Source organism: Bacillus sp. 3G2 (assembly GCF_044324725.1).
GTDB lineage: Bacteria > Bacillota > Bacilli > Bacillales > Bacillaceae_G > Bacillus_A > Bacillus_A mobilis.
Genome location: NZ_CP172246.1, coordinates 2,778,723 through 2,800,486, shown reverse-complemented (window position 1 = coordinate 2,800,486; position 21,764 = coordinate 2,778,723). Strand labels below are relative to the sequence as shown.

Annotated in this window: 23 protein-coding genes; 16 read left to right on the top strand and 7 right to left on the bottom strand. The window is 34.1% G+C overall.

Features of this window, described 5'->3' with window-relative positions; all coding sequences use genetic code 11:
* Positions 1 to 3: 3 nt before the first annotated feature.
* From ACHZK0_RS14380 to ACHZK0_RS14370, 3 genes are read right to left on the bottom strand one after another with little or no spacing between them, the layout of a single operon-like run.
* Positions 4 to 1,113, bottom strand: coding sequence for a DUF4018 domain-containing protein (locus ACHZK0_RS14380; protein ID WP_270607964.1), 1,110 nt, complete (start codon positions 1,111 to 1,113; stop codon positions 4 to 6).
* Positions 1,085 to 2,251: a DUF58 domain-containing protein gene (locus ACHZK0_RS14375; protein WP_395760529.1), complete on the bottom strand. Its 1,167-nt coding sequence runs from the start codon at positions 2,249 to 2,251 to the stop codon at positions 1,085 to 1,087. Before ACHZK0_RS14375 ends, ACHZK0_RS14380 begins: the two co-directional genes overlap by 29 nt.
* Positions 2,248 to 3,177, bottom strand: a complete 930-nt coding sequence (locus ACHZK0_RS14370; RefSeq protein WP_270343870.1) for an AAA family ATPase — start codon at positions 3,175 to 3,177, stop codon at positions 2,248 to 2,250. Before ACHZK0_RS14370 ends, ACHZK0_RS14375 begins: the two co-directional genes overlap by 4 nt.
* A 204-nt stretch (positions 3,178 to 3,381) precedes the next feature.
* Here ACHZK0_RS14370 and ACHZK0_RS14365 point away from each other — a divergent pair, with 204 nt between their 5' ends.
* Both ACHZK0_RS14365 and ACHZK0_RS14360 read left to right on the top strand, forming a co-directional pair.
* On the top strand, positions 3,382 to 3,699 hold the full coding sequence (locus ACHZK0_RS14365) for a PadR family transcriptional regulator (protein ID WP_395760528.1): 318 nt from the start codon (positions 3,382 to 3,384) through the stop codon (positions 3,697 to 3,699).
* Between the two features lie 7 nt (positions 3,700 to 3,706).
* Positions 3,707 to 4,243 carry a DUF2812 domain-containing protein gene (locus ACHZK0_RS14360; RefSeq protein ID WP_262743002.1) on the top strand — a complete coding sequence of 179 codons (537 nt, stop codon included), beginning with the start codon at positions 3,707 to 3,709 and terminating at the stop codon, positions 4,241 to 4,243.
* 320 nt (positions 4,244 to 4,563) lie between these two features.
* Here ACHZK0_RS14360 and ACHZK0_RS14355 read toward each other — a convergent pair whose 3' ends face one another.
* Positions 4,564 to 4,812: a hypothetical protein gene (locus tag ACHZK0_RS14355; protein ID WP_000433610.1), complete on the bottom strand. Its 249-nt coding sequence runs from the start codon at positions 4,810 to 4,812 to the stop codon at positions 4,564 to 4,566.
* 282 nt (positions 4,813 to 5,094) lie between these two features.
* Here ACHZK0_RS14355 and ACHZK0_RS14350 point away from each other — a divergent pair, with 282 nt between their 5' ends.
* The 9 genes from ACHZK0_RS14350 to ACHZK0_RS14310 all read left to right on the top strand — a co-directional run bounded on the left by ACHZK0_RS14350 (position 5,095) and on the right by ACHZK0_RS14310 (position 11,022).
* Complete coding sequence (locus ACHZK0_RS14350; RefSeq protein ID WP_061676897.1) at positions 5,095 to 5,478, top strand: VOC family protein; 384 nt, start codon at positions 5,095 to 5,097, stop codon at positions 5,476 to 5,478.
* A 14-nt stretch (positions 5,479 to 5,492) separates the two neighbouring features.
* On the top strand, positions 5,493 to 6,035 hold the full coding sequence (locus tag ACHZK0_RS14345; protein ID WP_061676896.1) for a GNAT family N-acetyltransferase: 543 nt from the start codon (positions 5,493 to 5,495) through the stop codon (positions 6,033 to 6,035).
* Entirely contained in the window at positions 6,035 to 6,616 is a 582-nt protein-coding gene (locus ACHZK0_RS14340; RefSeq protein ID WP_262743001.1) for a kinase, read from the top strand. The genes ACHZK0_RS14345 and ACHZK0_RS14340 overlap by 1 nt, the downstream gene beginning before the upstream one ends.
* Positions 6,617 to 6,639: 23 nt before the next feature.
* The gene (locus tag ACHZK0_RS14335) at positions 6,640 to 7,218 is read left to right on the top strand and encodes an HAD-IA family hydrolase (RefSeq protein ID WP_395760527.1); all 579 of its coding nucleotides are present in this window, start codon (positions 6,640 to 6,642) and stop codon (positions 7,216 to 7,218) included.
* 178 nt (positions 7,219 to 7,396) lie between these two features.
* A complete protein-coding gene (locus ACHZK0_RS14330) occupies positions 7,397 to 8,131 on the top strand; it encodes a LytR/AlgR family response regulator transcription factor (protein WP_262742829.1) in 735 nt (244 codons plus the stop codon).
* Positions 8,131 to 9,447, top strand: coding sequence for a GHKL domain-containing protein (locus tag ACHZK0_RS14325; protein WP_262742830.1), 1,317 nt, complete (start codon positions 8,131 to 8,133; stop codon positions 9,445 to 9,447). The genes ACHZK0_RS14330 and ACHZK0_RS14325 overlap by 1 nt, the downstream gene beginning before the upstream one ends.
* Before the next feature lie 89 nt (positions 9,448 to 9,536).
* Complete coding sequence (locus tag ACHZK0_RS14320; protein ID WP_262742831.1) at positions 9,537 to 10,214, top strand: YhfC family intramembrane metalloprotease; 678 nt, start codon at positions 9,537 to 9,539, stop codon at positions 10,212 to 10,214.
* 2 nt (positions 10,215 to 10,216) lie between these two features.
* Positions 10,217 to 10,603, top strand: coding sequence for a DUF3887 domain-containing protein (locus ACHZK0_RS14315; RefSeq protein WP_262742832.1), 387 nt, complete (start codon positions 10,217 to 10,219; stop codon positions 10,601 to 10,603).
* Between the two features lie 107 nt (positions 10,604 to 10,710).
* Positions 10,711 to 11,022, top strand: coding sequence for a hypothetical protein (locus tag ACHZK0_RS14310; protein WP_098374019.1), 312 nt, complete (start codon positions 10,711 to 10,713; stop codon positions 11,020 to 11,022).
* 40 nt (positions 11,023 to 11,062) lie between these two features.
* Here the strand turns inward: ACHZK0_RS14310 and ACHZK0_RS14305 are convergent, their stop codons facing one another.
* Complete coding sequence (locus ACHZK0_RS14305) at positions 11,063 to 11,278, bottom strand: helix-turn-helix domain-containing protein (protein ID WP_002084833.1); 216 nt, start codon at positions 11,276 to 11,278, stop codon at positions 11,063 to 11,065.
* Positions 11,279 to 11,288: 10 nt separating this feature from the next.
* Positions 11,289 to 11,771 carry a DUF2975 domain-containing protein gene (locus ACHZK0_RS14300; protein ID WP_262742833.1) on the bottom strand — a complete coding sequence of 161 codons (483 nt, stop codon included), beginning with the start codon at positions 11,769 to 11,771 and terminating at the stop codon, positions 11,289 to 11,291.
* Between the two features lie 293 nt (positions 11,772 to 12,064).
* On the opposite strand from ACHZK0_RS14300, the gene ACHZK0_RS14295 reads away from it, so the two are divergent.
* From ACHZK0_RS14295 to ACHZK0_RS14280, 4 genes are all read left to right on the top strand, one after another.
* Complete coding sequence (locus ACHZK0_RS14295; RefSeq protein WP_395760526.1) at positions 12,065 to 13,726, top strand: alkaline phosphatase; 1,662 nt, start codon at positions 12,065 to 12,067, stop codon at positions 13,724 to 13,726.
* A 258-nt stretch (positions 13,727 to 13,984) separates the two neighbouring features.
* Positions 13,985 to 16,369, top strand: coding sequence for an immune inhibitor A (locus ACHZK0_RS14290; RefSeq protein WP_262742835.1), 2,385 nt, complete (start codon positions 13,985 to 13,987; stop codon positions 16,367 to 16,369).
* A 378-nt stretch (positions 16,370 to 16,747) separates the two neighbouring features.
* Positions 16,748 to 17,779 (top strand): fatty acid desaturase, encoded by a 1,032-nt coding sequence (locus tag ACHZK0_RS14285; protein WP_061679885.1) that lies wholly within the window; start codon positions 16,748 to 16,750, stop codon positions 17,777 to 17,779.
* 280 nt (positions 17,780 to 18,059) lie between these two features.
* The gene (locus tag ACHZK0_RS14280) at positions 18,060 to 19,247 is read left to right on the top strand and encodes an RtcB family protein (protein WP_395760525.1); all 1,188 of its coding nucleotides are present in this window, start codon (positions 18,060 to 18,062) and stop codon (positions 19,245 to 19,247) included.
* Positions 19,248 to 19,309: 62 nt separating this feature from the next.
* Here the strand turns inward: ACHZK0_RS14280 and ACHZK0_RS14275 are convergent, their stop codons facing one another.
* Entirely contained in the window at positions 19,310 to 20,734 is a 1,425-nt protein-coding gene (locus tag ACHZK0_RS14275) for an amino acid permease (RefSeq protein WP_262742838.1), read from the bottom strand.
* A gap of 267 nt (positions 20,735 to 21,001) precedes the next feature.
* Between ACHZK0_RS14275 and ACHZK0_RS14270 the strand changes: the two genes are divergently transcribed.
* Positions 21,002 to 21,751 (top strand): IclR family transcriptional regulator, encoded by a 750-nt coding sequence (locus ACHZK0_RS14270; RefSeq protein WP_262742839.1) that lies wholly within the window; start codon positions 21,002 to 21,004, stop codon positions 21,749 to 21,751.
* Positions 21,752 to 21,764 lie beyond the last annotated feature (13 nt).

Genomic DNA, 21,764 nt, shown 5'->3' with positions numbered 1-21,764 from the left:
ATGTTATTTCTTTCTTTTCTTCAAACTCTTCTGATACACATAAAGCTTATGAACCTCTTCCTTAAATTCCTGAAGTAGAATCATATTTTCACCATTTGAATAACGCACTGTATTATAAGCATCTATAATAATATGACTCTCAATATTTACATCTTCTTCAATATTTATTCTATCTAACCATGCTTCAATAGTTTCTCCTCGATTTCTATTTAAAGGGGGAGTTAACTTACTTTCAAGCTTAAAAATCTCTTTTCGAATTTCGTTATGTGGTGGTTTGTTTCGTTTCAAACGTTTTTGGCTCATTCCTTCTTTATCAGTGATAATAGTAGATTCGAAGGCAGGCATATTTGGTAAACTAATTTGTTTTCGTCTTTTTATTATTTTCCAAACGACGTAAATAGCAATAGTTGTACATACTAAAATTGTAATGCTATTTATGAGAGTTGGATCAAAATCACGCTGACCAAATTCCTCCTTAATTTGAGGGTCTTTTAGATTTCCTTTATTCGACCAAAAATCGTCTGTCTCTTTTGATTCAGCTGCTGAAAATAACGGATTGATCGCATATCCGAATCCTAATGCAACTACTTGGACAATATAAGAAAAAATAAGACGTACATAAGGAAATACTAGAATAAGTAAAGCGCTAAATGTTCCAATTGTAATAATAGAAGTAAAACGTAATAACTGTTGATTACGATTGGAACCTGTTAACCAAAATGCAATCATAATGTGTAAGACTAATAGTAACAATTTCCATAATGGTGGAAAAGGTGCATAAAATATAGCTGAAAAGACGAAACATACTATACCACCTAATGACTTTTGAACTGGATATCCAGGACCGACTACATGTACGATAAAGAAGAAAAGCGGTAACATAATTGTGCCAAATAGAGAGAAAGGGAGAAAGATTGAGCAACCAATTATTTGAGTAATTAACAGTATGACAAAACCTGTTGTTTTTTTCTTCATTAGTTTATAGATAAGAAGTACTCCTACATATCCTGTTGCTATAAATATAGCAACAGCAACAAGTTCATCTCTTTCCGTTAATAATGAAAGGAGGAGCAGCAGAATAAAGTCATGAACGTGATAGAGCCAAGTTTTCAAGCTGTTCCACCATCCCTTCATTATTTATGAAAAACGTAGGTTGAGAGAGAAGAGGGAGTTCATTTCTTTGTAAACCAATATATATCATTGTAGACGAACGTTCCCTTTTTCTCTCTACGTAGTGAAGGAATCCTTGTTTCGGAAGTAACGTACTATCATCTGAAATACGCGCTAATTCCTCTAAAGATATTCCGTAATGTGTTTGCCCTGCGTTTAATGGTAAATGCAGAGGACCACCTTCAGCTAATACACTAATAAATAATTCAAATGGTATTTGATGCTTCGTTGCGTATTGGCAAATGTATGTAGCAAATGATATAAGATCTTCTATATTATCCTTCCAACCAAATCCGCGATCAGCAGCTAAAGAAAGACAGATCGTCCAACTATAATTTTTTACAGGTTCATATTGCTTTGCCTGTAATGCCTGCATTTTAGCAGATGCTTTCCAATGAATAGAACGGAAAGATTCACGCTCATATCGTTTAACACCGATAATAGATGTTTCATCATTGTAAAAAGAAAAATTCGTTCGATAAGATCCTGTTAAAAGTTGCTGAAGTTCTTGCAAACCTGCTACTTCTTTAGGAGAAGGGTACACAATAATTTCAGTCCGTAATTTATCGAAAATAGGTAAATGTACAGTTAAAAGATGAAAAGGATCTTTCAAAACGCATTCGAACTGTTCAATTTGAAACACACCACGCTTCGTTGCGGTTAATGTTAAATCCCACTTTTGCCCCGAATGAGCAGGTTGTGAAAATGGAAAAGAAAATAACGTTTTTGATATTTGTTCAATTCCTTGATCTTTTTGTGGTAGTAATGTCGGACTTAAATGAAAATAACAAACACCGTTAACGAGTGGTATATTTGCACCATTTTTTAAATGAATAAAAAACTGTCCAGATTCATTAGGGAATAACCGAGTTATTTGTTTCTCGTTTATCACTTGAAACCTTTTCTCTATATAAGCGACATATTTATAAATGAAAATCGCAAGTAAATAATAGAAGAAAAAGAGAAACATAATAATTCGTTGCGGCATAAAAAATGTAAATAGTATAGCGCCTGGGACAGTTAATTGAATAATATGAAGTTGGAAAAATAACGGTACAGTTACAACGCGCTGTCCATTCATGTTTGCTCAATCTCCACTGGTACGTCAACTTCTTTTAAAATCCTTTGCATAATTTCATTTTTTGTCGTACGTAATGCACCTTCCATTGATAAGACGATACGGTGATTCCAAATAGAAGGAACTAAAAATTGTATATCTTCAGGCGTACAATATTCTCTGCCGCGTAAAAAGGCTAACGCCTGTACTGCGCGCACTAAAGCAAGTGTGGCACGTGGACTTACACCGTTAGCGATGTAATCATGATTTCTTGTAGCATGAGCAAGTTTAATAATGTAATGTTCTAACGGCTCTGATACGAAAATTTCTTTTACTCGTTTCTGTGCCTCTAAAATGTCTTCTAAAGAAATAACAGACTTGATGCTTTCTAGTGGTACGTCGCTACGGAAACGTCGCATCATTTGTAGTTCATTCTCTGGAGATGGATAACCAATTGAAATTGTCATTAAAAAACGATCAAGCTGTGCATCTGGAAGAGGAAAAGTTCCTTGTGATTCAATTGGATTTTGCGTGGCAATAACAAAGAACGGTTTCGGAAGAGGAGTAGATTGCTTTTCAAGCGTTACTTGTCGTTCTTCCATCGATTCTAATAAACTAGACTGTGTTCTCGGCATAGCGCGGTTAATTTCATCGGCAAGCAAAATATTGGTCATGACGGGTCCAAGTCTTAATTCGAATTCACTCGTTTTCGGATTGAAATATTCAATACCTGTTACATCACTCGGAAGTACATCCGGTGTAAATTGAACGCGAGAAAACTTACCACCTATACTTTTAGAAAGTGTTTTCGCAAGTAACGTTTTCCCCGTACCAGGCACATCCTCAAGCAGTACATGTCCATCAGCAAGCAATGAAACGAGTAATAAATCAATAACATTTTCTTTACCGACAAAAACTGATCCTATGTTTTCTTTCAATTTATTTATCATATGTATCATTCCTTTCAAAATAAAAACGGATATTTCTATATTTTAACAAATTATTCAGAAAATTGATATGATTTTTTAATTCGAAGAAATAAATATCCAATTATTAAATTATACTTGCATATTTTGGAATGTAATTATACAATATCGGTATACGATGTATCGTAGGTCGATATATCACAAAGCGATGTATCGGAGGTGGTTATAATGAATACGAAAGCGAAAAAATATATTCCGTTAACAGAGGCGACATATTACATATTGTTATCACTAGTGAAACCAATGCACGGATATGGAATAATGCAAATGGTAGAAGAAATGACAAATGGGGAAGTAAAGCTCGGTCCAGGTACTTTATACGGGAATACGACAAAGTTACTAAAAGAGAAGTTAATAGTTGAAGTGGCTTCTACAGATAGAAAAAAGTGCTATGAATTAACTCCGTTTGGGAGAGAAGTGTTGGAGCTAGAGTACAACAGATTACAGCGTTCGGTTAAAAATGGGAATAGTATATTAGGGCAGTGAATGGAAGATGGAGACAAAAAGGGTATTCAAATTTTTTACGGCATGGAATTTAGAAAAAGAAGAAGCTTTTTTACGAAATATGCATCAACAAGGTTGGGCATTACAAAAATACAATTTAATGTATACGTTTAAGAAAACTGAGCCAAAAGATGTAATATATAAAGCTGATTTTAGATTGGTTTATAGGGATTCGAAAGAACAACAACAAGAGTACTTCGAAATATACGAAATGTCAGGTTGGGAACGCGTAACAAGTTTTACAAGCTGGAATTATTTTTGTAAAGAAGTAGAAGAGATAAATGAATTACCTGATATATACTCAGAAAAGGAGACGAGGGTACAAAAACTAAATGAGTTATTGCTATTCCTTCTTATTATATCAGCAAGTATATTACCATCGATGTATAACCTATTTTTAAGCCCGATGGAATCAAGAGTGCCAATTTGGGCGAAAGTTATGACAGGTCTTACAGGTTGCATGTGGATATACTTCTTTATAAGACTCTTTTGGAAAATTAAGAAATTAAAAAGTGAAATATTATAATAAAAAGCAAAGTTAAAAAGAAGTTGATTTTGTAGGGCGAGAATTATCGGGATCAACTTCTTTTGTCTCTATATTATTGTATTTTTGTTCACTCTTTTTTACATAATAAAAATTTATATAAAGGCGCAAAATTAACTATTATGAAGAACCAACCCGGAAATAATAAATGAAGTAAAAACGATTCATATCGAAGATCAAAAAATAAAAGATGACTAAAAAGGCGTGGGGTGTAACTTATAATAAGGAAGAAAAACATTTTTGATTAACATATTAAATGGAAAACCCCCCTATAAAAATTCCATAGGGGGGAATAAAAATGTTTAAGAAAAAGATTGATTTTGCGCAGGTTTAATAAATTGCTCCGGGTTTTCAACAAGTCCGCATACAGCGCATTGGACGCGATAAGTAGGTCCTTGATAGGCCATATGAAAAGCATTCATCGTTTCATTTGTGTATTCTTCTTCTACTTGACCAGTTTGTGGATTTAACTTGACTGGTTTTACTTGTTGCTCAAGAATATTAAAGCGAGTACGGTTCGTTTTACAGCTTGGACATAGCATTGGTTCCATATGTATACACCTCCATTTGTAGCATTTCTTAAACTTATTAATTTTATGCAAGCAAAAAACTTTCTCAATATAAATGGGCATTTAAAGTATTCAAAATTCAGAAAAAATAAAATATAATAAGGGTACGAACTGGTTATGTCCAAACCAAATCTCCTGTTTTATGCCAATAAGCTGGGGGGCCGAGAAATCGGCCTCATTTTTTTGTGCTCATTACTATAGGAAACAAGGTTTTTATGAGACTTTTGTCGAAATTTTAGGGATAGATATAAAGGGGGATGTAAAATGAATATAAAAATGAAGTATATCATTTTATACGTAGAAAAGTTTGAGGAATGTCTAAGATTCTATAAAGATGTATTACAGTTACCTATAAAAGCAGAGCATGGTACATATATTGAGTTTAATACTGGTTCTACAATTTTAGCGATGAACACGAGGCAAGATGTGAAAGAATTAACAGGACTACCACTTACAGAAGGTGAGTTACAATCTTCTCATTTTGAATTGGGATTCGTTGTTGATCATGTACAAGAAACAATCGAACAATTTAGAGAGCAAGGAATTAAGATTTTAGTTGAACCAATTGTGAAACCATGGGGACAAACAATTGCATACATTGCCGATCCAGATGGAAATTATATTGAAATTTGCAGTTCATTAGAATAGAAGGAGAAAAAGAGATGGGGTTTCCGAAACTAGAAACAGAACGTTTATTATTAAGAGAACTAACACTGTTAGATGCAGAAACGATGTTCCGTTATTTTTCGAAAGAATCTGTTATACGTTATTTCGGAATGGATTCTTTCGAAAATATTGAGCAAGCGAAAACAACAATTCAAACGTTTAAAAATCGTTATGAAGAGGGAACAGTATTTCGCTGGGGAATTGAGAAAAAGGGCACGGGCCAATTAATCGGAACGTGCGGATTTCATTTAATAAATAATCATCATAAGCGAGCTGAAATTGGTTATGAATTAGACGATACATATTGGGGACAAGGGTATGCAACGGAAGCGTTACAGGCAATTTTAACTTACGGATTTGAAACGCTGCAACTGATAAGAATTGCAGCTGTTGTATATGTAGAAAATAAAGCTTCTCAAAAATTATTAAGTAAAGCAGGGTTTCAAGAAGAAGGATTACTTCGAAAACATATGATTCAAAATGAAGTTGCTCATGATACGATTTTATATTCGTTATTAAAAGAAGAGTGGAAGAAGTAATGAATACAAATGAGCTTATAAATATAATGAAGAAACATAAAGAAAATCGATTTATTTTAGGTATTGATGGCTTAAGTCGATCAGGAAAAACAACGTTTGTAACAAACTTAAAGGAAAATATGAAAGAAGAAAGCATTCCGTTTCATATTTTTCATATTGACGATCACATAGTAGAGCGTAATAAACGGTATCATACTGGTTATGAAGAATGGCATGAGTATTATTATTTACAATGGGATATTGAGTGGATTCGGCAGAAGTTTTTTCAAAAGTTACAAACTGAAACAAAACTGACTTTACCGTTCTATTATGATGAGACAGACTCAAGTGAAATGAAAAAAGTACAGATTCCTATAGTAGGTGTAATTGTAATTGAAGGTGTTTTTCTACAGCGAAAAGAATGGAGAGATTTCTTTCATTATATGGTGTACTTGGATTGTCCAAGAGAGACAAGATTTCTGCGCGAGAGTGAGGAAACGCAGAAAAACCTTTCAAAGTTTGAGAATAGGTATTGGAAAGCAGAGGATTATTACTTAGAAACGGAATTGCCGAAGGACCGGGCGGATTTAGTCATACAATGATTGGAAAATAGAAGGTGAACAGAATGAATATTTTATGGGATTTTGATGGGACGTTATTTGATACGTATCCAGTTTATACAAAAATTCTTTCTCAAGTTTTAGGGAAGGAAATAAGTGAAGAAGAAATCTATACAAAGTTAAAGGTTTCATTTTCACACGCAATTGATTATTATGAAATATCTAAAAAACAATTAAGTAAAATTGATGTATTAGAGAGTTGTATTAGGATAGAAGATATTAAACCATTTGAAAAGGTGGAAGAGGTTTTAAAGTTTGCTGATAAAAATGTAATTATGACTCACAAAGATAGAGCCGGGGTATTATCAATATTAAATCATTACGGCTGGGACAAATACTTCGTAGACATGGTTACAATTGACGATGGCTTCCCCCGAAAACCGAACGCTTTATCTTATGATCATTTGCATAAAAAGCACAATATAGACTTAGCTATTGGTGATAGAGAATTAGATTTACTACCTGCAAAAGAATTAGATATTTCAACATGTATGTTTCAAGGGAATTGTGATGTAGCAGATTATTCTCTATCGCATTACTCGGAATTTTTTAATGTAATAATTGATAGAGAGGTTATTTTATAGATGAATTAAATAAAACCTCTACTTTTTGCTTGAAAGTAGAGGTTATTTTCTATGCTTTATAAAAACGATAGAAAATTAATACTTACAAATATTTAGAAGAGGATTGGTATAAAGATTTGAATTATATATTTATAGATAAATCTATAAATAAAAAGATTTCTATAAAGCGAGTGATCACATGAGTATTTTCATTTTAGAAGATGATGTCATACAAGCGCAGCAAATGAAACGGCTAGTTGAAGAGATTTGCGAGAAATATATGTTGCCTTTTGATTTTATAGAGGTAACTAGTAAAAGTGAAAACATCATTACTAACATTTCTAAGGCGAAGTATATCCCAATCTATTTTTTAGATATAGAGATAAAAAGAGAAGAACGGAAAGGGTTACAAGTGGCGCAAGAAATACGAAAGTATGATACGCAAGGGATTATTGTGTTTGTAACGACACATTCTGAATTTGCACCTATTTCGTATCAATACATGGTATCAGCTTTAACATTTATTGATAAAGGATTGCCATATGAGGAGAGGCATAACGTTTTTGAGCAATGTTTACTCCAATATGAAGCGCGTAATAAGCATCTTATTCCGTCCGATGACTTTATCGTTGAAAATAGTAATGCGACTGTGCGGGTTCCGTTTCATGAAGTTGAATATGTTATGACTGATGAACCGCACCGTTTAGCATTAGTGACGTTAGATCGAATCGTTTCTTTTTACGGGACTTTAAAAGAAATTGAAATAATAGATGAACGTTTATTTCGCTGTCATCAATCATATATTGTGAATACGAAGCAATTGTCTTCTTACGATGCGAAGCAAAAAATGATAGTTTTAAAAAGCGGGAAACGTATTCCAGTATCACGTCGTTTAGTGAGTAAAGTACGTAACATATTAAAGGGTGAGATGTAATGTATATTTATGATCTATTTGCAATACTGCTTACTAGTATAAGTCATACGTTTTTATATATTCAATTAATCCGGTACAATAGATTGTCAGTTAGAATGTTAATAGCTTTAAGTGCAGTATTCATTCTTTTACTTGCAGTTGTTGTAACGGTAACTAGATATCCAGAGTTGAATAGTACGATTGTGTTATTTTTAATAAGTTTAGGATTAATGCAAAATGAATTGCAATTTAAGCATAATGTATATTTTGCACTTGTGAGTATGGTAATTATTACGTTAGTGAAAATGCTGCTATTTGATTTAGGGATGAAAATCTTTATGTTAACGCCATTCAATTTATATTTATGGACAGGTAGTATTATTCATCTTATCGTATCAATCCTTACTTTTATCGGTATTTTAGTAGCTCGTAAAAGAATCCAAAAAATTGCTCAATATATAGTAGGTAGTCCGCTATACTATGTAACTTATATTTTATTAATTGCCGGATTTATTATTGAACTAATCTTAACTCAGCCATCTTCTGCGTTATTAGCACAATTAAATCAACAATACAGTGAAGTAAGTTATATTTCAGCGATTATTATATTTTTATTATTACTAATCATTGTGTTAATAAGTTCACACTTATCGAAAGAAAAATTACAAGAAGAGCATGAAAAACGCTTAGATAAAGAGTTATTAGATTATGTGGAGAGGTTAGAGGATATGCATGACGAGCTTACTAGTTTCCGTCATGATTATATGAATGTATTACTATCGTTAGAGGAGGGCATACGTACAAAAAATGTGAAAGAAATTGAGCAAGTGTATTATGACGTGATAGCTCCTACATTAAAAACAATAAATGATCATGAACTTGATATTGCGAAATTATCTCGCATACATATTCCTGAAGTGAGAAGTGTATTAAGGGCGAAAGTTAGCACTGCCCAGCACCAACAAATAAAAGTAATGCTCGATATACCAGAGAACATCGAAAGTGTTTCGATGACGATTATTTCATTTATTCGTATCATTTCAGTTTTAGTAGACAATGCAATTGAAGAAGCAGTACATAGTGAGGAAAAGATATTGCAAATCGCATTCTTTGAAATGGATTCACGACAATATTTTATCGTGCGTAATAGTTCAAAGAGTGAAGCGATTGATTTGCAAAAAATTTATGAGAAGAACTATTCAAGTAAAGAAGGTACTCGAGGATACGGGTTATTTTCGTTAAAACGGATTATGAATAAAACAAATAACGCGACGTTAGAAACAACTTATGTAAGTCCTTATTTCACGCAAACATTCATTTTAAAAGAGATGAAATGACCATCTAAGATGAAAATGAAACCGAATAGGAAAGAACTACATACTTCCTTCACTCGTTTATATACACTTTAAGTAAGAGGTGAAGCGAGATGAATGGTCTTATTTTTACAACAATGATTAGCTTTGGTTTACCGCTTGTAGCACTTTTATATGCTTTTTGGAAGAAACGCTATATTCCATATATGTTAGGTGTATTGGCTTTTGTTGTATCACAAATATTGATCCGCATACCAATACTGAATTATGTAAATGGAACTAGCACAAATTTTCAAATGTTTTCTGTTATGCAGCCTGTACTATTTGTACTTTTGCTTAGTTTATCAGCTGGAATTTTTGAAGAGGTAGCTCGTTTTATTGCAATGCATTATTTTATGAAGCAACGAGATTGGCAGTCTGGCTTTTTATTTGGAGCAGGGCATGGTGGTATTGAGGCGGTGTTGATAGTTGGAATTCCGGTAATATCTCTATTATTTTCACAAACAGTCATTCAAAATGGCGACAGTTACTATTTCGCCGGTATTGAGCGCATCTTCGCGATGGTATTGCATATTGGGCTTTCCTTCATTGTATTGCATGCTGTCGTCCAAAAGAAATTTCGTTATGTTGTATATGCAATTCTCATCCATGGGACTGCAAATGCAATAGCTAGCATTATATTGTTATATGTACCAGGAAAAAGCGGGATCATTATGTCAGAAGTTTCAATAGCAATTTGTGCTGTACTCGTTTTTAGTTATAGTTTTATTTTAAAAAGAAAGGGTGTATGAAAATGAGAAGAATGTTACTAATTATAATAAGTGCTATCGCGGCGTTCGCACTCGCAGCTTGTACCGGTAATAAAGTAGATGAAAGTACGTCAAAAAAGTTTATTCCGAAGGCGGAAGAAATTGTAACATTATTAAATGAGGCGAAGTATAAAGACGTGCATGAAAAATTTGATAGTAAAATGAAAGCTGGATTGCCAGAAGAAAAAATGAAAGATCTTACACCTGTAATTGAGAAAGCCGGTACGTTCGAAAAAATTGAAAAACAATCGATTGAAGAAAAAGATGGTCTATATACTGTTATTCTTGTAGCAAAGTATAGCAAGGAACAACGGACATATATTATAACTTATAATGATAAAGAAGAAATAGCAGGTTTATTTATTAAATAAAAACAGATGCAGTGGAGGTTTCCGCTGTATCTGTTTTTTTGATTTTAACCAAATTATGGTTATTTGTGTTAATATGAACACATAGCTATAGAGAAGGGTGGATGAGTATGAAAACTGAAATAGTTCCTAAAAAGAAGTACAGCATAATAAGTTACATATCTTTACTAATCGGTATTTTATGTTTTCTGTTCGTTTTTATTACACCGACAAGGATAGCGAATGTAGGTAATGTAGTGGGAGATTATATTACAGTTGCCCTCACAGTTGGAGGTATCATACTTTCTAGCATTACGATGACGAAACAAACAGAGAAGAAGGGGATTGCTATTATTTCAATAATATTGTCCTTATCATTACTTATATTTTGGATGATCACGATTATATTATTATTTACTGGTCAAATTAGTTTTGCGCCGTAATGTGCAATAAAAAGAGTCCTTCTTGTAGGAAGGACTCTTTTTATTCGCTGTCTTCCGGCTGATATTCTAAAATATCCCCTGGTTGGCATTCTAACGCTTTACAAATAGCATCTAAAGTTGTAATTCTAATTGCTTTTGCTTTTCCATTTTTTAATATAGAAAGGTTAGCCATTGTAATTCCAACCTTCTCTGAAAGTTCAGTTACACTCATTTTTCTTTTCGCTAACATTACATCAATATTAATTATTATTGCCATGTTATTCACCTCAGACCGTTAAATCATTTTCTGATTTTATATCTATCGCATCTTTTAAAAGTCTTTGGAGAACGGCAGCAAAGACTGCGATAACCATTGAAGCAAAGATAAGGATCATCCCAATTATAATAATACCTGGTGCATCATCTCTCTCTGCTACAAGATAGAAAAGTGGCATGCCTACTGCATATAATATACTAATTGTAACAGCACATTGTTTTATTTTCTTTAAAGCTCTAACAGATAATTTCGAGAAGGCGTTACCATTGTCAATGTAGCTTACAAGTTTAAAGGCTTGATATAGAGCAAAATAAAAAGGTATCACTGTTGCATATAGATTGATTAAAACAAGATATTTTATATATGCGACATCCGGGTACAATTTCGCTGTATAATTCCCGATATTAGGAATTAAAAATATACACAAAGCAAAAACAGGAATACCGATAAGGATGATTGCTGTCTTTAAAAAGAGTGTTGATCCTTGTTTCATATAAAGCACCTCATTTTTAAATTATCTCTTTAATTTAACATGAAATTTATCGTTTAACAATAAATTCTTATTCATTTTAATCGGATTTTTATTGAGAAATACAATTTAGGGAAGAGGATGATAAGACGATTTTATAAAAAGGTGTGGTCTCTAGTTATTTGAACATAAAAAGCTATGATATGTACGGTTATTTTACTAATAAAAGAAAGTGAAAGTAATGATTGTTAGCTTCATGAAAATTGGGGACTAATAAAACATATATAAATGAATGTAAAACATACGGAGGAACAACAATGTCGAATTTGGGTTTACTGATGAAGAAGTTACTGTTAGTAGGAACAATCACACTAAGTATTTTATGTACGGAAAGCATGATGAATTATTATTCGGTGGAAGCGAAAGTGAAAAAAGTAGAACGTCAACCAAAAAATATCATCATAATGGTTATGGACGGAACGAGCTCCTCAGCAACGACATTAGCTCGTTTGTATAAAGGGAAACCACTTGCATTAGATGAAATGGTAACAGGAGGGGTTCGTACATATTCGGCGGAATCAGCTATTACAGACTCAGCCCCAGCAGCTACAGCTTTAGCGACGGGGAATAAATCGAATTCAGGATATGTAGGTGTATTACCTTCTATTGTAAGTTCACCTGGTTTAAAACCAATAAAAGAAGAGGACAAGTTACGGCCAGTTTCCAATGTTTTAGAAGGTGCAAAACGTACTGGTCGTGCAACTGGAATTGTTGCTACAGCTGAAATTCAGCATGCTACTCCGGCCGGGTTTTCTGCTCACCATGTCAACCGCAAGCGTTTTGACGTAATTGCAGAGCAACAAGTATATCAAAATATAGATGTCGTATTAGGCGGGGGAAAATCGGCGTTACTATCTATAAATAGAAAAGATGGTGAGGATTTAGTAAAGGTGATTCAAGACAAAGGGTACGATTTTGTTGAAACGAAAAATGCATTATTGAACTCTAAATCTAAGAAGATTTGGGGCTCTTTTTCACATAACGCTTTAGCGTTCGATATGGATCGTGAAGCAACAAACCCGGAGCAACCGACACTTTCTCAAATGACGGAAAAAGCAATTCAAACGTTATCAAAAGATAAAGATGGTTTCTTTTTATTTGTGGAAGGAAGTAAGCCAGATTGGGCAGCTCATGTGAATGATCCAATTGGGATGATTAGTGATGTATTAGCATTTGATCAAGCGGTAGCAAAAGCATTACAATTTGCAAAAAATGATGAGAATACACTGCTCATCGCTTTAACTGACCATGGTAATAGTGGGATTTCTATTGGAAATATGAATACGACAAAGGGATATAATATAACACCAGTAAATGCTTACATAGGGCCATTAAAAAAAGCGAAAATGACACTTGAAGGGGTAACCCAAAAAATAAATAATGATTTATCAAATATAGTAGAAGTTGCTTCACTTTACGGTTTAAATAACTTAACGGAAGCTGAAAAAGGAAAATTAAAAGTTGTACAAAAGAAATCGGATATTGGTCCAATACTTACTACATTACTAGCTAACCGTGCAAATATTGGCTTCACAACAGGAGGGCATACAGGTGAGGATGTGTTTTTATATTCTTACGGTCCTCAAAAGCCATACGGTTTGATCCAAAACACAGACGTTGCGAAGACGATGGCGAAAGCGATGGGCTTTAACTTAGAAGAAGTAACAAACAAATTATTTGTAGAGAGTGAATCAGGCTTTAAACAAAACGGTACAACTGTAACAATAGACAAAACGGATGCAGAAAACCCGGTGCTCATAGTAAAACGTAATCATGTAAAAGCTCAATTATTTGTAAATAAAAATATAATTCGTATTAAGAATAAAGAATATGAATTAGGTAGTGTAGTTGTAGAAAGTAATGGCAAGTTCTATGTACCAGAAGAAGCAATCCGTTTATTCATAAAGCATTCTCGTTAAAGAAATGTCAATTCCTTAGCTAGTACTTAGGAATTGGCATTTTTTGTGTAGCTGAAATTTCATTTGAAAACAAGAGTAAAGAGAATCACAACTTCTAAAATGGACTTCTTGTAAGTTTATTTATCTTATATTTTTCACCCTAAAAAATATTTCTCAACATTTTAGCTCTTTAAAAAGATTGAATATTCGTATTATAACGAATATTATGTTCCTATCGGCAAAAAAACGATAATTTGCAACCACTGGGGAGGAAGAGCATTGAAAAAGAATAAGAAGTTAAAACCATTATCAGTTTTAGCAACAGCGGCAGTGCTAAGTAGTACGTTTGCTTTTGGAAGTCATGCAGCGTATGCTGATACGCCACCATCTCTACCAATTGATGAGCATTTAATACCAGAGGAGCGTTTGGCAGAAGCGTTGAAACAAAGGGGAGTAATTGATCAATCTGCATCACAAGCTGAGACATCAAAGGCTGTCGAAAACTATGTTGAGAAAAAGAAAGGGGAAAACCCTGGAAAAGAAATCATAACAGGTGATAACCTTACGCAAGAAGCTTCAGATTTTATGAAAAAAGTAAAAGATGCAAAAATGAAGGAAAATGAACAGGCACAGCAGCCCGAAGTAGGACCGGTAGCTGGACAAGGTGCAGGATTGAACCCTGGAAAATTAAATGGAAAAGTACCGACTACACCAGCGAAGCAAGCTGAGTACAATGGAGCTGTTCGAAAAGATAAAGTACTTGTTTTACTCGTAGAATTTAGCGATTTTAAGCATAATAATATTGATCAAGAACCAGGTTACATGTATTCTAAGGACTTTAATCGTGAACATTATCAAAAAATGTTATTTGGTGATGAGCCATTTACGTTATTTGATGGATCGAAGATTAATACATTTAAACAGTATTATGAGGAACAATCTGGCGGTAGCTACACAGTTGATGGAACTGTAACAGAATGGCTTACTGTTCCAGGAAAAGCATCAGATTATGGTGCGGATGCGGGAACTGGTCATGATAACAAAGGTCCTTTAGGGCCACGTGATCTTGTGAAAGAGGCATTAAAAGCAGCTGTAGCAAAAGGTATCAATTTAGCAGATTATGATCAATTTGATCAATACGATCAAAATGGTGATGGAAATAAAAACGAGCCAGATGGAATTATTGACCACTTAATGGTTGTACATGCGGGCGTGGGTCAAGAAGCTGGCGGTGGTAAATTAAAAGATGATGCGATTTGGTCTCATCGTTCAAAACTAGGATCAAAACCATATGCGATTGATGGTACGAAATCTTCTGTTTCGAACTGGGGCGGCAAGATGGCTGCATACGATTATACAATTGAGCCTGAAGATGGAGCAGTTGGTGTGTTTGCCCATGAGTACGGTCATGATTTAGGATTACCGGATGAATATGATACAAAGTACTCTGGACAAGGTGAACCTGTTGAATCATGGTCTATTATGAGTGGTGGTAGCTGGGCTGGAAAAATTGCAGGAACAGAGCCAACGAGTTTCTCACCACAAAATAAAGAATTTTTCCAAAAGAATATGCAGGGTAACTGGGCGAATATCGTTGAGGTAGATTACGATAAACTACGCACAGGAATCGGTACTGCAACATATTTAGATCAAAGTGTTACAAAATCAAAACGACCAGGAATTATTCGAGTTAACTTACCAGACAAAGATATAAAAAATATCGAATCGGCATTTGGTAAGAAGTTTTATTACAGCACAAAAGGAAATGATATTCATACAACACTTGAGACACCAGTATTTGACTTAACAAATGCAAAAGACGCTAAGTTTGATTATAAGGCATTTTATGAACTGGAAGCGAAGTATGATTTCCTTGACGTAAATGCGATTGCAGAAGATGGAACGAAGACGCGAATTGATCGAATGGGCGAAAAAGATGTAAAAGCCGGCGTAGATACAACGGATGGTAAGTGGGTTGATAAATCATACGATTTAAGTCAATTCAAAGGAAAGAAAGTAAAACTGCAATTTGAGTATGTAACAGATATTGCAGTAGCTTATAAAGGATTTGCGTTAGACAATGCAGCATTAACTGTAGATGGAAAAGTTGTATTCTCTGATGATGCAGAAGGCCAGCCAGCAATGACGCTAAAAGGATTTACTGTGTCAAACGGATTTGAACAGAAAAAAAATAACTACTATATTGAGTGGCGAAATTATGCTGGATCTGACACGGCGTTACAACATGCACGTGGTCCAGTATTTAATACAGGAATGGTCGTGTGGTATGCGGATCAAAGCTTTACAGATAACTGGGTAGGTGTTCATCCAGGCGAAGGATTCCTTGGGGTAGTAGATTCTCATCCAGAGGCAATTGTAGGAACATTAAACGGTCAACCAACTGTGAAGAGCAGTACGCGTTATCAAATTGCCGATGCGGCATTCTCATTTGATCAAACGCCAGCATGGAGAGTAGATTCACCAACTCGCGGCATCTTTGATTATAAAGGATTACCAGGAGTGGCGAAATTTGATGATTCTAAGCAATACATCAATAGCGTTATTCCAGATGCCGGACGTAAATTGCCGAGACTAGGATTGAAGTTTGAAGTAGTAGGTCAAGCTGATGATAAGTCTGCAGGTGCAGTTTGGATCCATCGCTAAAATAAAGTGAAAAGGAGCTGTCATAAGTCGGTGAAATCTGACTTGTGGCAGCTCTTTTCTTCTTGTGAGAAAGAAATTGCTACAGAAATACAAATTGAAAAATCATTTGCCAATTAAAGGGATAAAAAGATGTGCAAAAGTGAAAAAGTTCTCTGTTTTTATATATATTTATTGGAAAAAATATAAGCTTCTTTCATAAATGAAATGCTTTATTTTCCTGATTATATAAGCTATTTTGGACGTAAGTAAATTGTAAGTAATGAGTAAGAAAAAAGAGATTTTTATAATATATAATATTTATTACATCTACTTTTAACACCTGATACTAATAGTATGCTATAATGTGAATTAGCAACATAAAGGAAAGGAATTAGACCAATGACATTAGAAAATACTAAAAATTTAAAAAAACAAGTTGCTCCGTATGAAAAATCAACGATTAAAAAAAGTGTGTGGCAACTTTTTAACACAATTGTGCCATTCATTATTTTATGGTACCTTGCTTATAAAAGTTTGTCCGTTTCTTATTTGTTATCAGTAGTTCCATCTCTGTTAGCCGCTGGTTTTATGACGCGAATTTTCATTATTTTTCATGATTGTACTCACTATTCATTCTTTAAAAGCCGTCGTACAAATAGAATAGTAGGGACATGTATGGGTGTTTTAACTTTATTCCCATTTGATCAATGGGGGCATGAACATTCTATTCATCACGCTACAAGTGGTAATTTGGATAAGCGAGGTACAGGAGATATTTGGACGCTTACTGTGGATGAATATGCAGCTGCGCCATTTAGACTTCGTTTAGCATATCGCTTATATCGCAATCCATTTGTTATGTTTGGATTAGGGCCGATTTATGTTTTCTTGCTTAAAAATAGATTTAACCGAAAAGGTGCTAGACAGAAAGAACGTATGAATACTTATTTGACGAATATTATAATCGTTGCTTTAATCGCTATACTTTGCTGGGCAATTGGATGGCAATCGTTCTTACTAGTACACGGTACGATATTCTTAATAGCAGGTTCAGTAGGGATTTGGCTGTTTTACGTACAACATACATTCGAGGATTCTTATTTTGAAGAGGATAAAGATTGGGAATATGTGAAAGCTGCAGTGGAAGGAAGTTCATTCTATAAACTTCCAAAAATCTTGCAATTCCTAACTGGTAATATTGGATTCCATCATGTTCATCATTTAAGCCCAAGGGTACCTAACTATAAATTAGAAGAGGCACACAATAATACGCTTCCGTTAAAAAATGTACCTACGATTACTCTTGCTACAAGCTTGCGTTCACTTCGCTTCCGACTATGGGATGAGAAAAGTAACAATTTTGTTAGCTTTAAAGAGTTCAAAAATATAATTAAAAACAATGTTTCTGTTCGAGTGAAATCTGAACTATAATTTTATCTTATATAAAACTCCCCTTAATCATTTTCGATGTAAGGGGAGTTTTTGTTTAAATAATATATGGACTATATTGAGGGTGAGGGAAGCTCATGTATAGGTATAAATCCAAGAAGACAATAATTATATTATGCAAACAATTTAAATCATAATAATTTTTTATTATTGTGAAGGACATCGTACATATATAATGGAAAGCAGAAGGTGGATGATAGTAAATATAAGAACAGAAACAACGTAATAAAATAATTCTTTCAAAAGGAAGGGGAAATGAAAGATGTTGAAATTACAAGGGAAATACAATGAAGCGAAAGTATTTACGAATAACGTTGATGAGACTGCGACTGGGCAGATTATTGATCTTTGTAACCAAGAATTCGTAAAGAATAGTCAAATTCGTATTATGCCAGATACACATGCAGGAGCAGGTTGTACGATTGGGACAACAATGACAATACAAGATAAAATTGTTCCTAATCTTGTAGGGGTAGACATTGGGTGTGGAATGGAAGTTGCTGTGATTGATAAGAAAAAAGAAGAAATTAATTTCGATTGTTTAGACGAAACAATTCGTAAATTTGTTCCAAGTGGTTTTCGTATCCGAGATAAAGAACATCGATTCTCAAAAATGATTGATTTTGATGGTGTAAAGGCGCCATATACATTACAAAGGGCTCAAAAAAGTATAGGTACTCTTGGAGGTGGAAATCATTTCATTGAATTAAATGAAGATGAAAAAGGGAATGTATATATTGTCATTCATAGTGGTTCTCGTAATTTAGGTAAACAAATAGCAGAGTATTACCAAAATTTCGCATATGAACAATTAATTGATGTCACATCAATGAAAGATGAGATTATTAAGAGATTAACTGAAGAAGGGAGAGCAAAAGAAATACAAGAAACTTTACGAGGAATTCAGAAGCCTAAGATTCGTAAAGAACTAGCTTATTTAGAAGGGCAAGGATTCAAAGATTATATGAATGACATGAATATTGCCCAAAAGTATGCTGCGTTAAATCGAAAAGCAATGATTGATGAAATTGTTACGAAAATGGACTGGAAAATTACGGATCAATTTACTACAATACATAACTATATTGACATAGAAAATATGATTCTACGAAAAGGTGCTATTTCAGCTCAGAAAGATGAACGAGTCATTATTCCAATTAACATGAGAGATGGTTCAATTATTGCATTTGGAAAAGGTAATCCAGACTGGAACTTTTCTGGTCCGCACGGGGCAGGACGTATTATGAGTCGTAAGAAGGCTAAAGAATTATTGAGTCTAGAGGACTTCCAAAATACGATGACAGAGGTTTGGACTACATCAGTAGTAGAAAGCACAATTGATGAGGCACCAATGGTTTACAAGCCAATGGATGAAATTATCGAAAATACGAAAGAAACAATAGATATAAAGCACATTATTAAGCCATTATATAATTTTAAAGCGAATTAGTATGATAAAAGACCGCACATAACGTGAAAGCTATGCACGGTCTTTTATATATAAGTATAGTATTACATAGTCTTGCTAATTTTAGTTTCACTTTGAGTGTTAGTAGTAATTCTTTTCTTAACTTTAAAGTGATAGTACGTGTAGCAAAAGATGATAAATGGTACAGTGCAATAGATTCCAAGTCGTTGTTCAGGGATAAAGATAAGACTGATTAATATAATGCCATACAATCCAAAACCAAGAATTGGTACAAGTGGATAAAGTGGAGTTTTAAATTTTAAGTCTTCTAGTCTTCCACCGTCTGCTAAATAATGTTTACGGAAAAAGAATTGAGAGACACAAATTGACATCCAAACAATGATTGTTATGACGCCAGAAATGGAAATTAACCATAAGTAAACCGTTTCAGCAGCTACAACGCTTGTCAAAAGGGAAAAAGCAGAAATAGAAATTGTCAAAATTAAAGCGTTTAGAGGTATTCCTCGTGATGATAATTTCTTTAAAAAGGCAGGAGCCATTTCATTTTTTGATAACGACCAAAGCATGCGAGTTGCGGCATACAGTCCAGAGTTTGCGACAGAAAGAACAGCAGTAAGAATAACAAAGTTCATAATATCAGCTGCATATGGAATACCGATATTATCAAATACAGCAACGAATGGACTTTTTGTTAACCCTGCTTCTTCCCAAGGAATTAAAGCAACGAGAACAAAGATTGCTAAGACGAAGAAAAACATCGTGCGCCATATAATATTTCTAATAGAACGTGGTAAAGTTTTTGCTGGATCTTCACTTTCACCTGCTGCGATTCCGACAAGTTCTGTACCTTGGAAGGAATAATTAACTGTAACCATTGTTAATAGGATTGCTGCAAGTCCATTTGGGAATAAACCACCATGATTCACGAAATTTGAAAATAGCGGAGCTGGTTCGTCGCCTTTTAAATCAATAAAACCGAACATAGCGGCGCCGCCAAGAATAATAAAAGCTATAATGGCAGATACTTTTATACTTGAAAACCAAAATTCTGTTTCTGCATAACTACGAGCAGATAATGCGTTTATAGTGAAGATTGTAACGCCAAATATTAAACACCAAACCCAAACAGGAATATCAGGAAACCAGCGCTGCATTGTAATGCCGGCCGTTGTAAATTCAAGACCGGTCGTATTTGCCCAGCTTAACCAATATAACCATCCGATTGTAAATCCAGTTGCAGGATTAATGAACTTAGTGGCATATTCCTGGAACGAACCTGAAACGGGCATAGCTACAGCAAGTTCACCAAGACAAAGCATAACGAAATACATTAATAATCCACCAGCCATAAAGGCAAGTACGGATCCACCAGGTCCAGCTTGACTTATAATAAAGCCAGATCCGTTAAATAACCCCGTTCCAATCACACCACCGAGTGCAATCATGAATAAGTGTCTACTTTTCATCGTACGTTTTAATTCATTGTTTGTATTGTTTACTTGCGACATTGTTTTCCTCACTTTCGTAGTTGATAGATTAAAGTTTAATATTTTTCCGTATTGTGGAATGTATTCCGTGATGTGAAATCTTGTTATAATTTTCAGATAATTAAAAAGAAAAGTCAATATTTTTTTGTTTGCGCTTTCAAATTATTATTAGCGACATATTTTTATTTTTAGAAAATTGAATAAACAGATTGATTTCATTTTGAATTTTTGTTAAATTGATAGGTAATTGAGCGTACTAACATATTACAAGTCAAGTTGAGGTGAGTTATGGTACAGTCCATTGATCGAGCGATAAGTATTATAAAGTTGTTAAATTCTACTAATGAAAAAGAGTATTGGGCTATTTCTGATATAGCGGATAGAACACATCTCCCAGTTAGTACAGTACATAGATTACTTAATTCTCTAATCGAGCATGGGTTAGTTACGCAAATTTCAGAAACGAAACAGTACAAAATTGGGCCAATGTGGATGGAAATAGGATTACGTCAATTGGAGAAAGTAGACTACAGATCTGTAGCAAGAGAAGTGATGAAGCGGTTAGCTTCTGAGGTCGAAGAAAGTGTGTATTTGAACATTCCAAATGGAACACATTCTATTATCATTGAAAGAATTGATAGTCCTTTAAAAATTCGAGTTATCGATAACTTAGGGGAACAGATTCCACTTTCAATTGGTGCTGCAAATAAAACGATGCTTGCCAATATGAAAACGAATGAAACGGAACATATTGTAGAACATTTACTTTCTTCTTTACCAGAACAAAAGCGCATTCTTTTAGAGCAAATAAAGCAAATAAGAAATGAAGGATATGCGGTAAGTTATGGTGAAAAAACAGAAGGGACAGCTTCAGTAGCTGCACCTATTATCGGATTTAATCATAAAGTAGTAGGAGCATTAAGTGTTGGGTTAATTAGTCATCGCATTAATGATGATCGACTATCTTTTCTTATTAGTAAGGTAAAACAAGCAGCTCATGAAATATCAATAAAAATCGGCAGTACATCAGAATTATAATTTTGATAGCTGT

Bases quoted from the DNA above. Each gene is read 5' to 3' on its own strand.
- ACHZK0_RS14325 (WP_262742830.1), top strand. From the start codon at position 8,131: ATGTATATTTATGATCTATTTGCAATACTGCTTACTAGTATAAGTCAT.
- ACHZK0_RS14275 (WP_262742838.1), bottom strand. From the start codon at position 20,734: ATGTCGCAAGTAAACAATACAAACAATGAATTAAAACGTACGATGAAA.
- ACHZK0_RS14355 (WP_000433610.1), bottom strand. From the start codon at position 4,812: ATGGAACCAATGCTATGTCCAAGCTGTAAAACGAACCGTACTCGCTTT.
- ACHZK0_RS14315 (WP_262742832.1), top strand. From the start codon at position 10,217: ATGAGAAGAATGTTACTAATTATAATAAGTGCTATCGCGGCGTTCGCA.
- ACHZK0_RS14340 (WP_262743001.1), top strand. From the start codon at position 6,035: ATGAATACAAATGAGCTTATAAATATAATGAAGAAACATAAAGAAAAT.
- ACHZK0_RS14375 (WP_395760529.1), bottom strand. From the start codon at position 2,251: ATGAATGGACAGCGCGTTGTAACTGTACCGTTATTTTTCCAACTTCAT.
- ACHZK0_RS14360 (WP_262743002.1), top strand. From the start codon at position 3,707: ATGGAGACAAAAAGGGTATTCAAATTTTTTACGGCATGGAATTTAGAA.
- ACHZK0_RS14310 (WP_098374019.1), top strand. From the start codon at position 10,711: ATGAAAACTGAAATAGTTCCTAAAAAGAAGTACAGCATAATAAGTTAC.
- ACHZK0_RS14320 (WP_262742831.1), top strand. From the start codon at position 9,537: ATGAATGGTCTTATTTTTACAACAATGATTAGCTTTGGTTTACCGCTT.
- ACHZK0_RS14295 (WP_395760526.1), top strand. From the start codon at position 12,065: ATGTCGAATTTGGGTTTACTGATGAAGAAGTTACTGTTAGTAGGAACA.
- ACHZK0_RS14335 (WP_395760527.1), top strand. From the start codon at position 6,640: ATGAATATTTTATGGGATTTTGATGGGACGTTATTTGATACGTATCCA.
- ACHZK0_RS14345 (WP_061676896.1), top strand. From the start codon at position 5,493: ATGGGGTTTCCGAAACTAGAAACAGAACGTTTATTATTAAGAGAACTA.
- ACHZK0_RS14285 (WP_061679885.1), top strand. From the start codon at position 16,748: ATGACATTAGAAAATACTAAAAATTTAAAAAAACAAGTTGCTCCGTAT.
- ACHZK0_RS14330 (WP_262742829.1), top strand. From the start codon at position 7,397: ATGAGTATTTTCATTTTAGAAGATGATGTCATACAAGCGCAGCAAATG.
- ACHZK0_RS14350 (WP_061676897.1), top strand. From the start codon at position 5,095: ATGAATATAAAAATGAAGTATATCATTTTATACGTAGAAAAGTTTGAG.
- ACHZK0_RS14280 (WP_395760525.1), top strand. From the start codon at position 18,060: ATGTTGAAATTACAAGGGAAATACAATGAAGCGAAAGTATTTACGAAT.
- ACHZK0_RS14305 (WP_002084833.1), bottom strand. From the start codon at position 11,278: ATGGCAATAATAATTAATATTGATGTAATGTTAGCGAAAAGAAAAATG.
- ACHZK0_RS14300 (WP_262742833.1), bottom strand. From the start codon at position 11,771: ATGAAACAAGGATCAACACTCTTTTTAAAGACAGCAATCATCCTTATC.
- ACHZK0_RS14270 (WP_262742839.1), top strand. From the start codon at position 21,002: ATGGTACAGTCCATTGATCGAGCGATAAGTATTATAAAGTTGTTAAAT.
- ACHZK0_RS14365 (WP_395760528.1), top strand. From the start codon at position 3,382: ATGAATACGAAAGCGAAAAAATATATTCCGTTAACAGAGGCGACATAT.
- ACHZK0_RS14370 (WP_270343870.1), bottom strand. From the start codon at position 3,177: ATGATAAATAAATTGAAAGAAAACATAGGATCAGTTTTTGTCGGTAAA.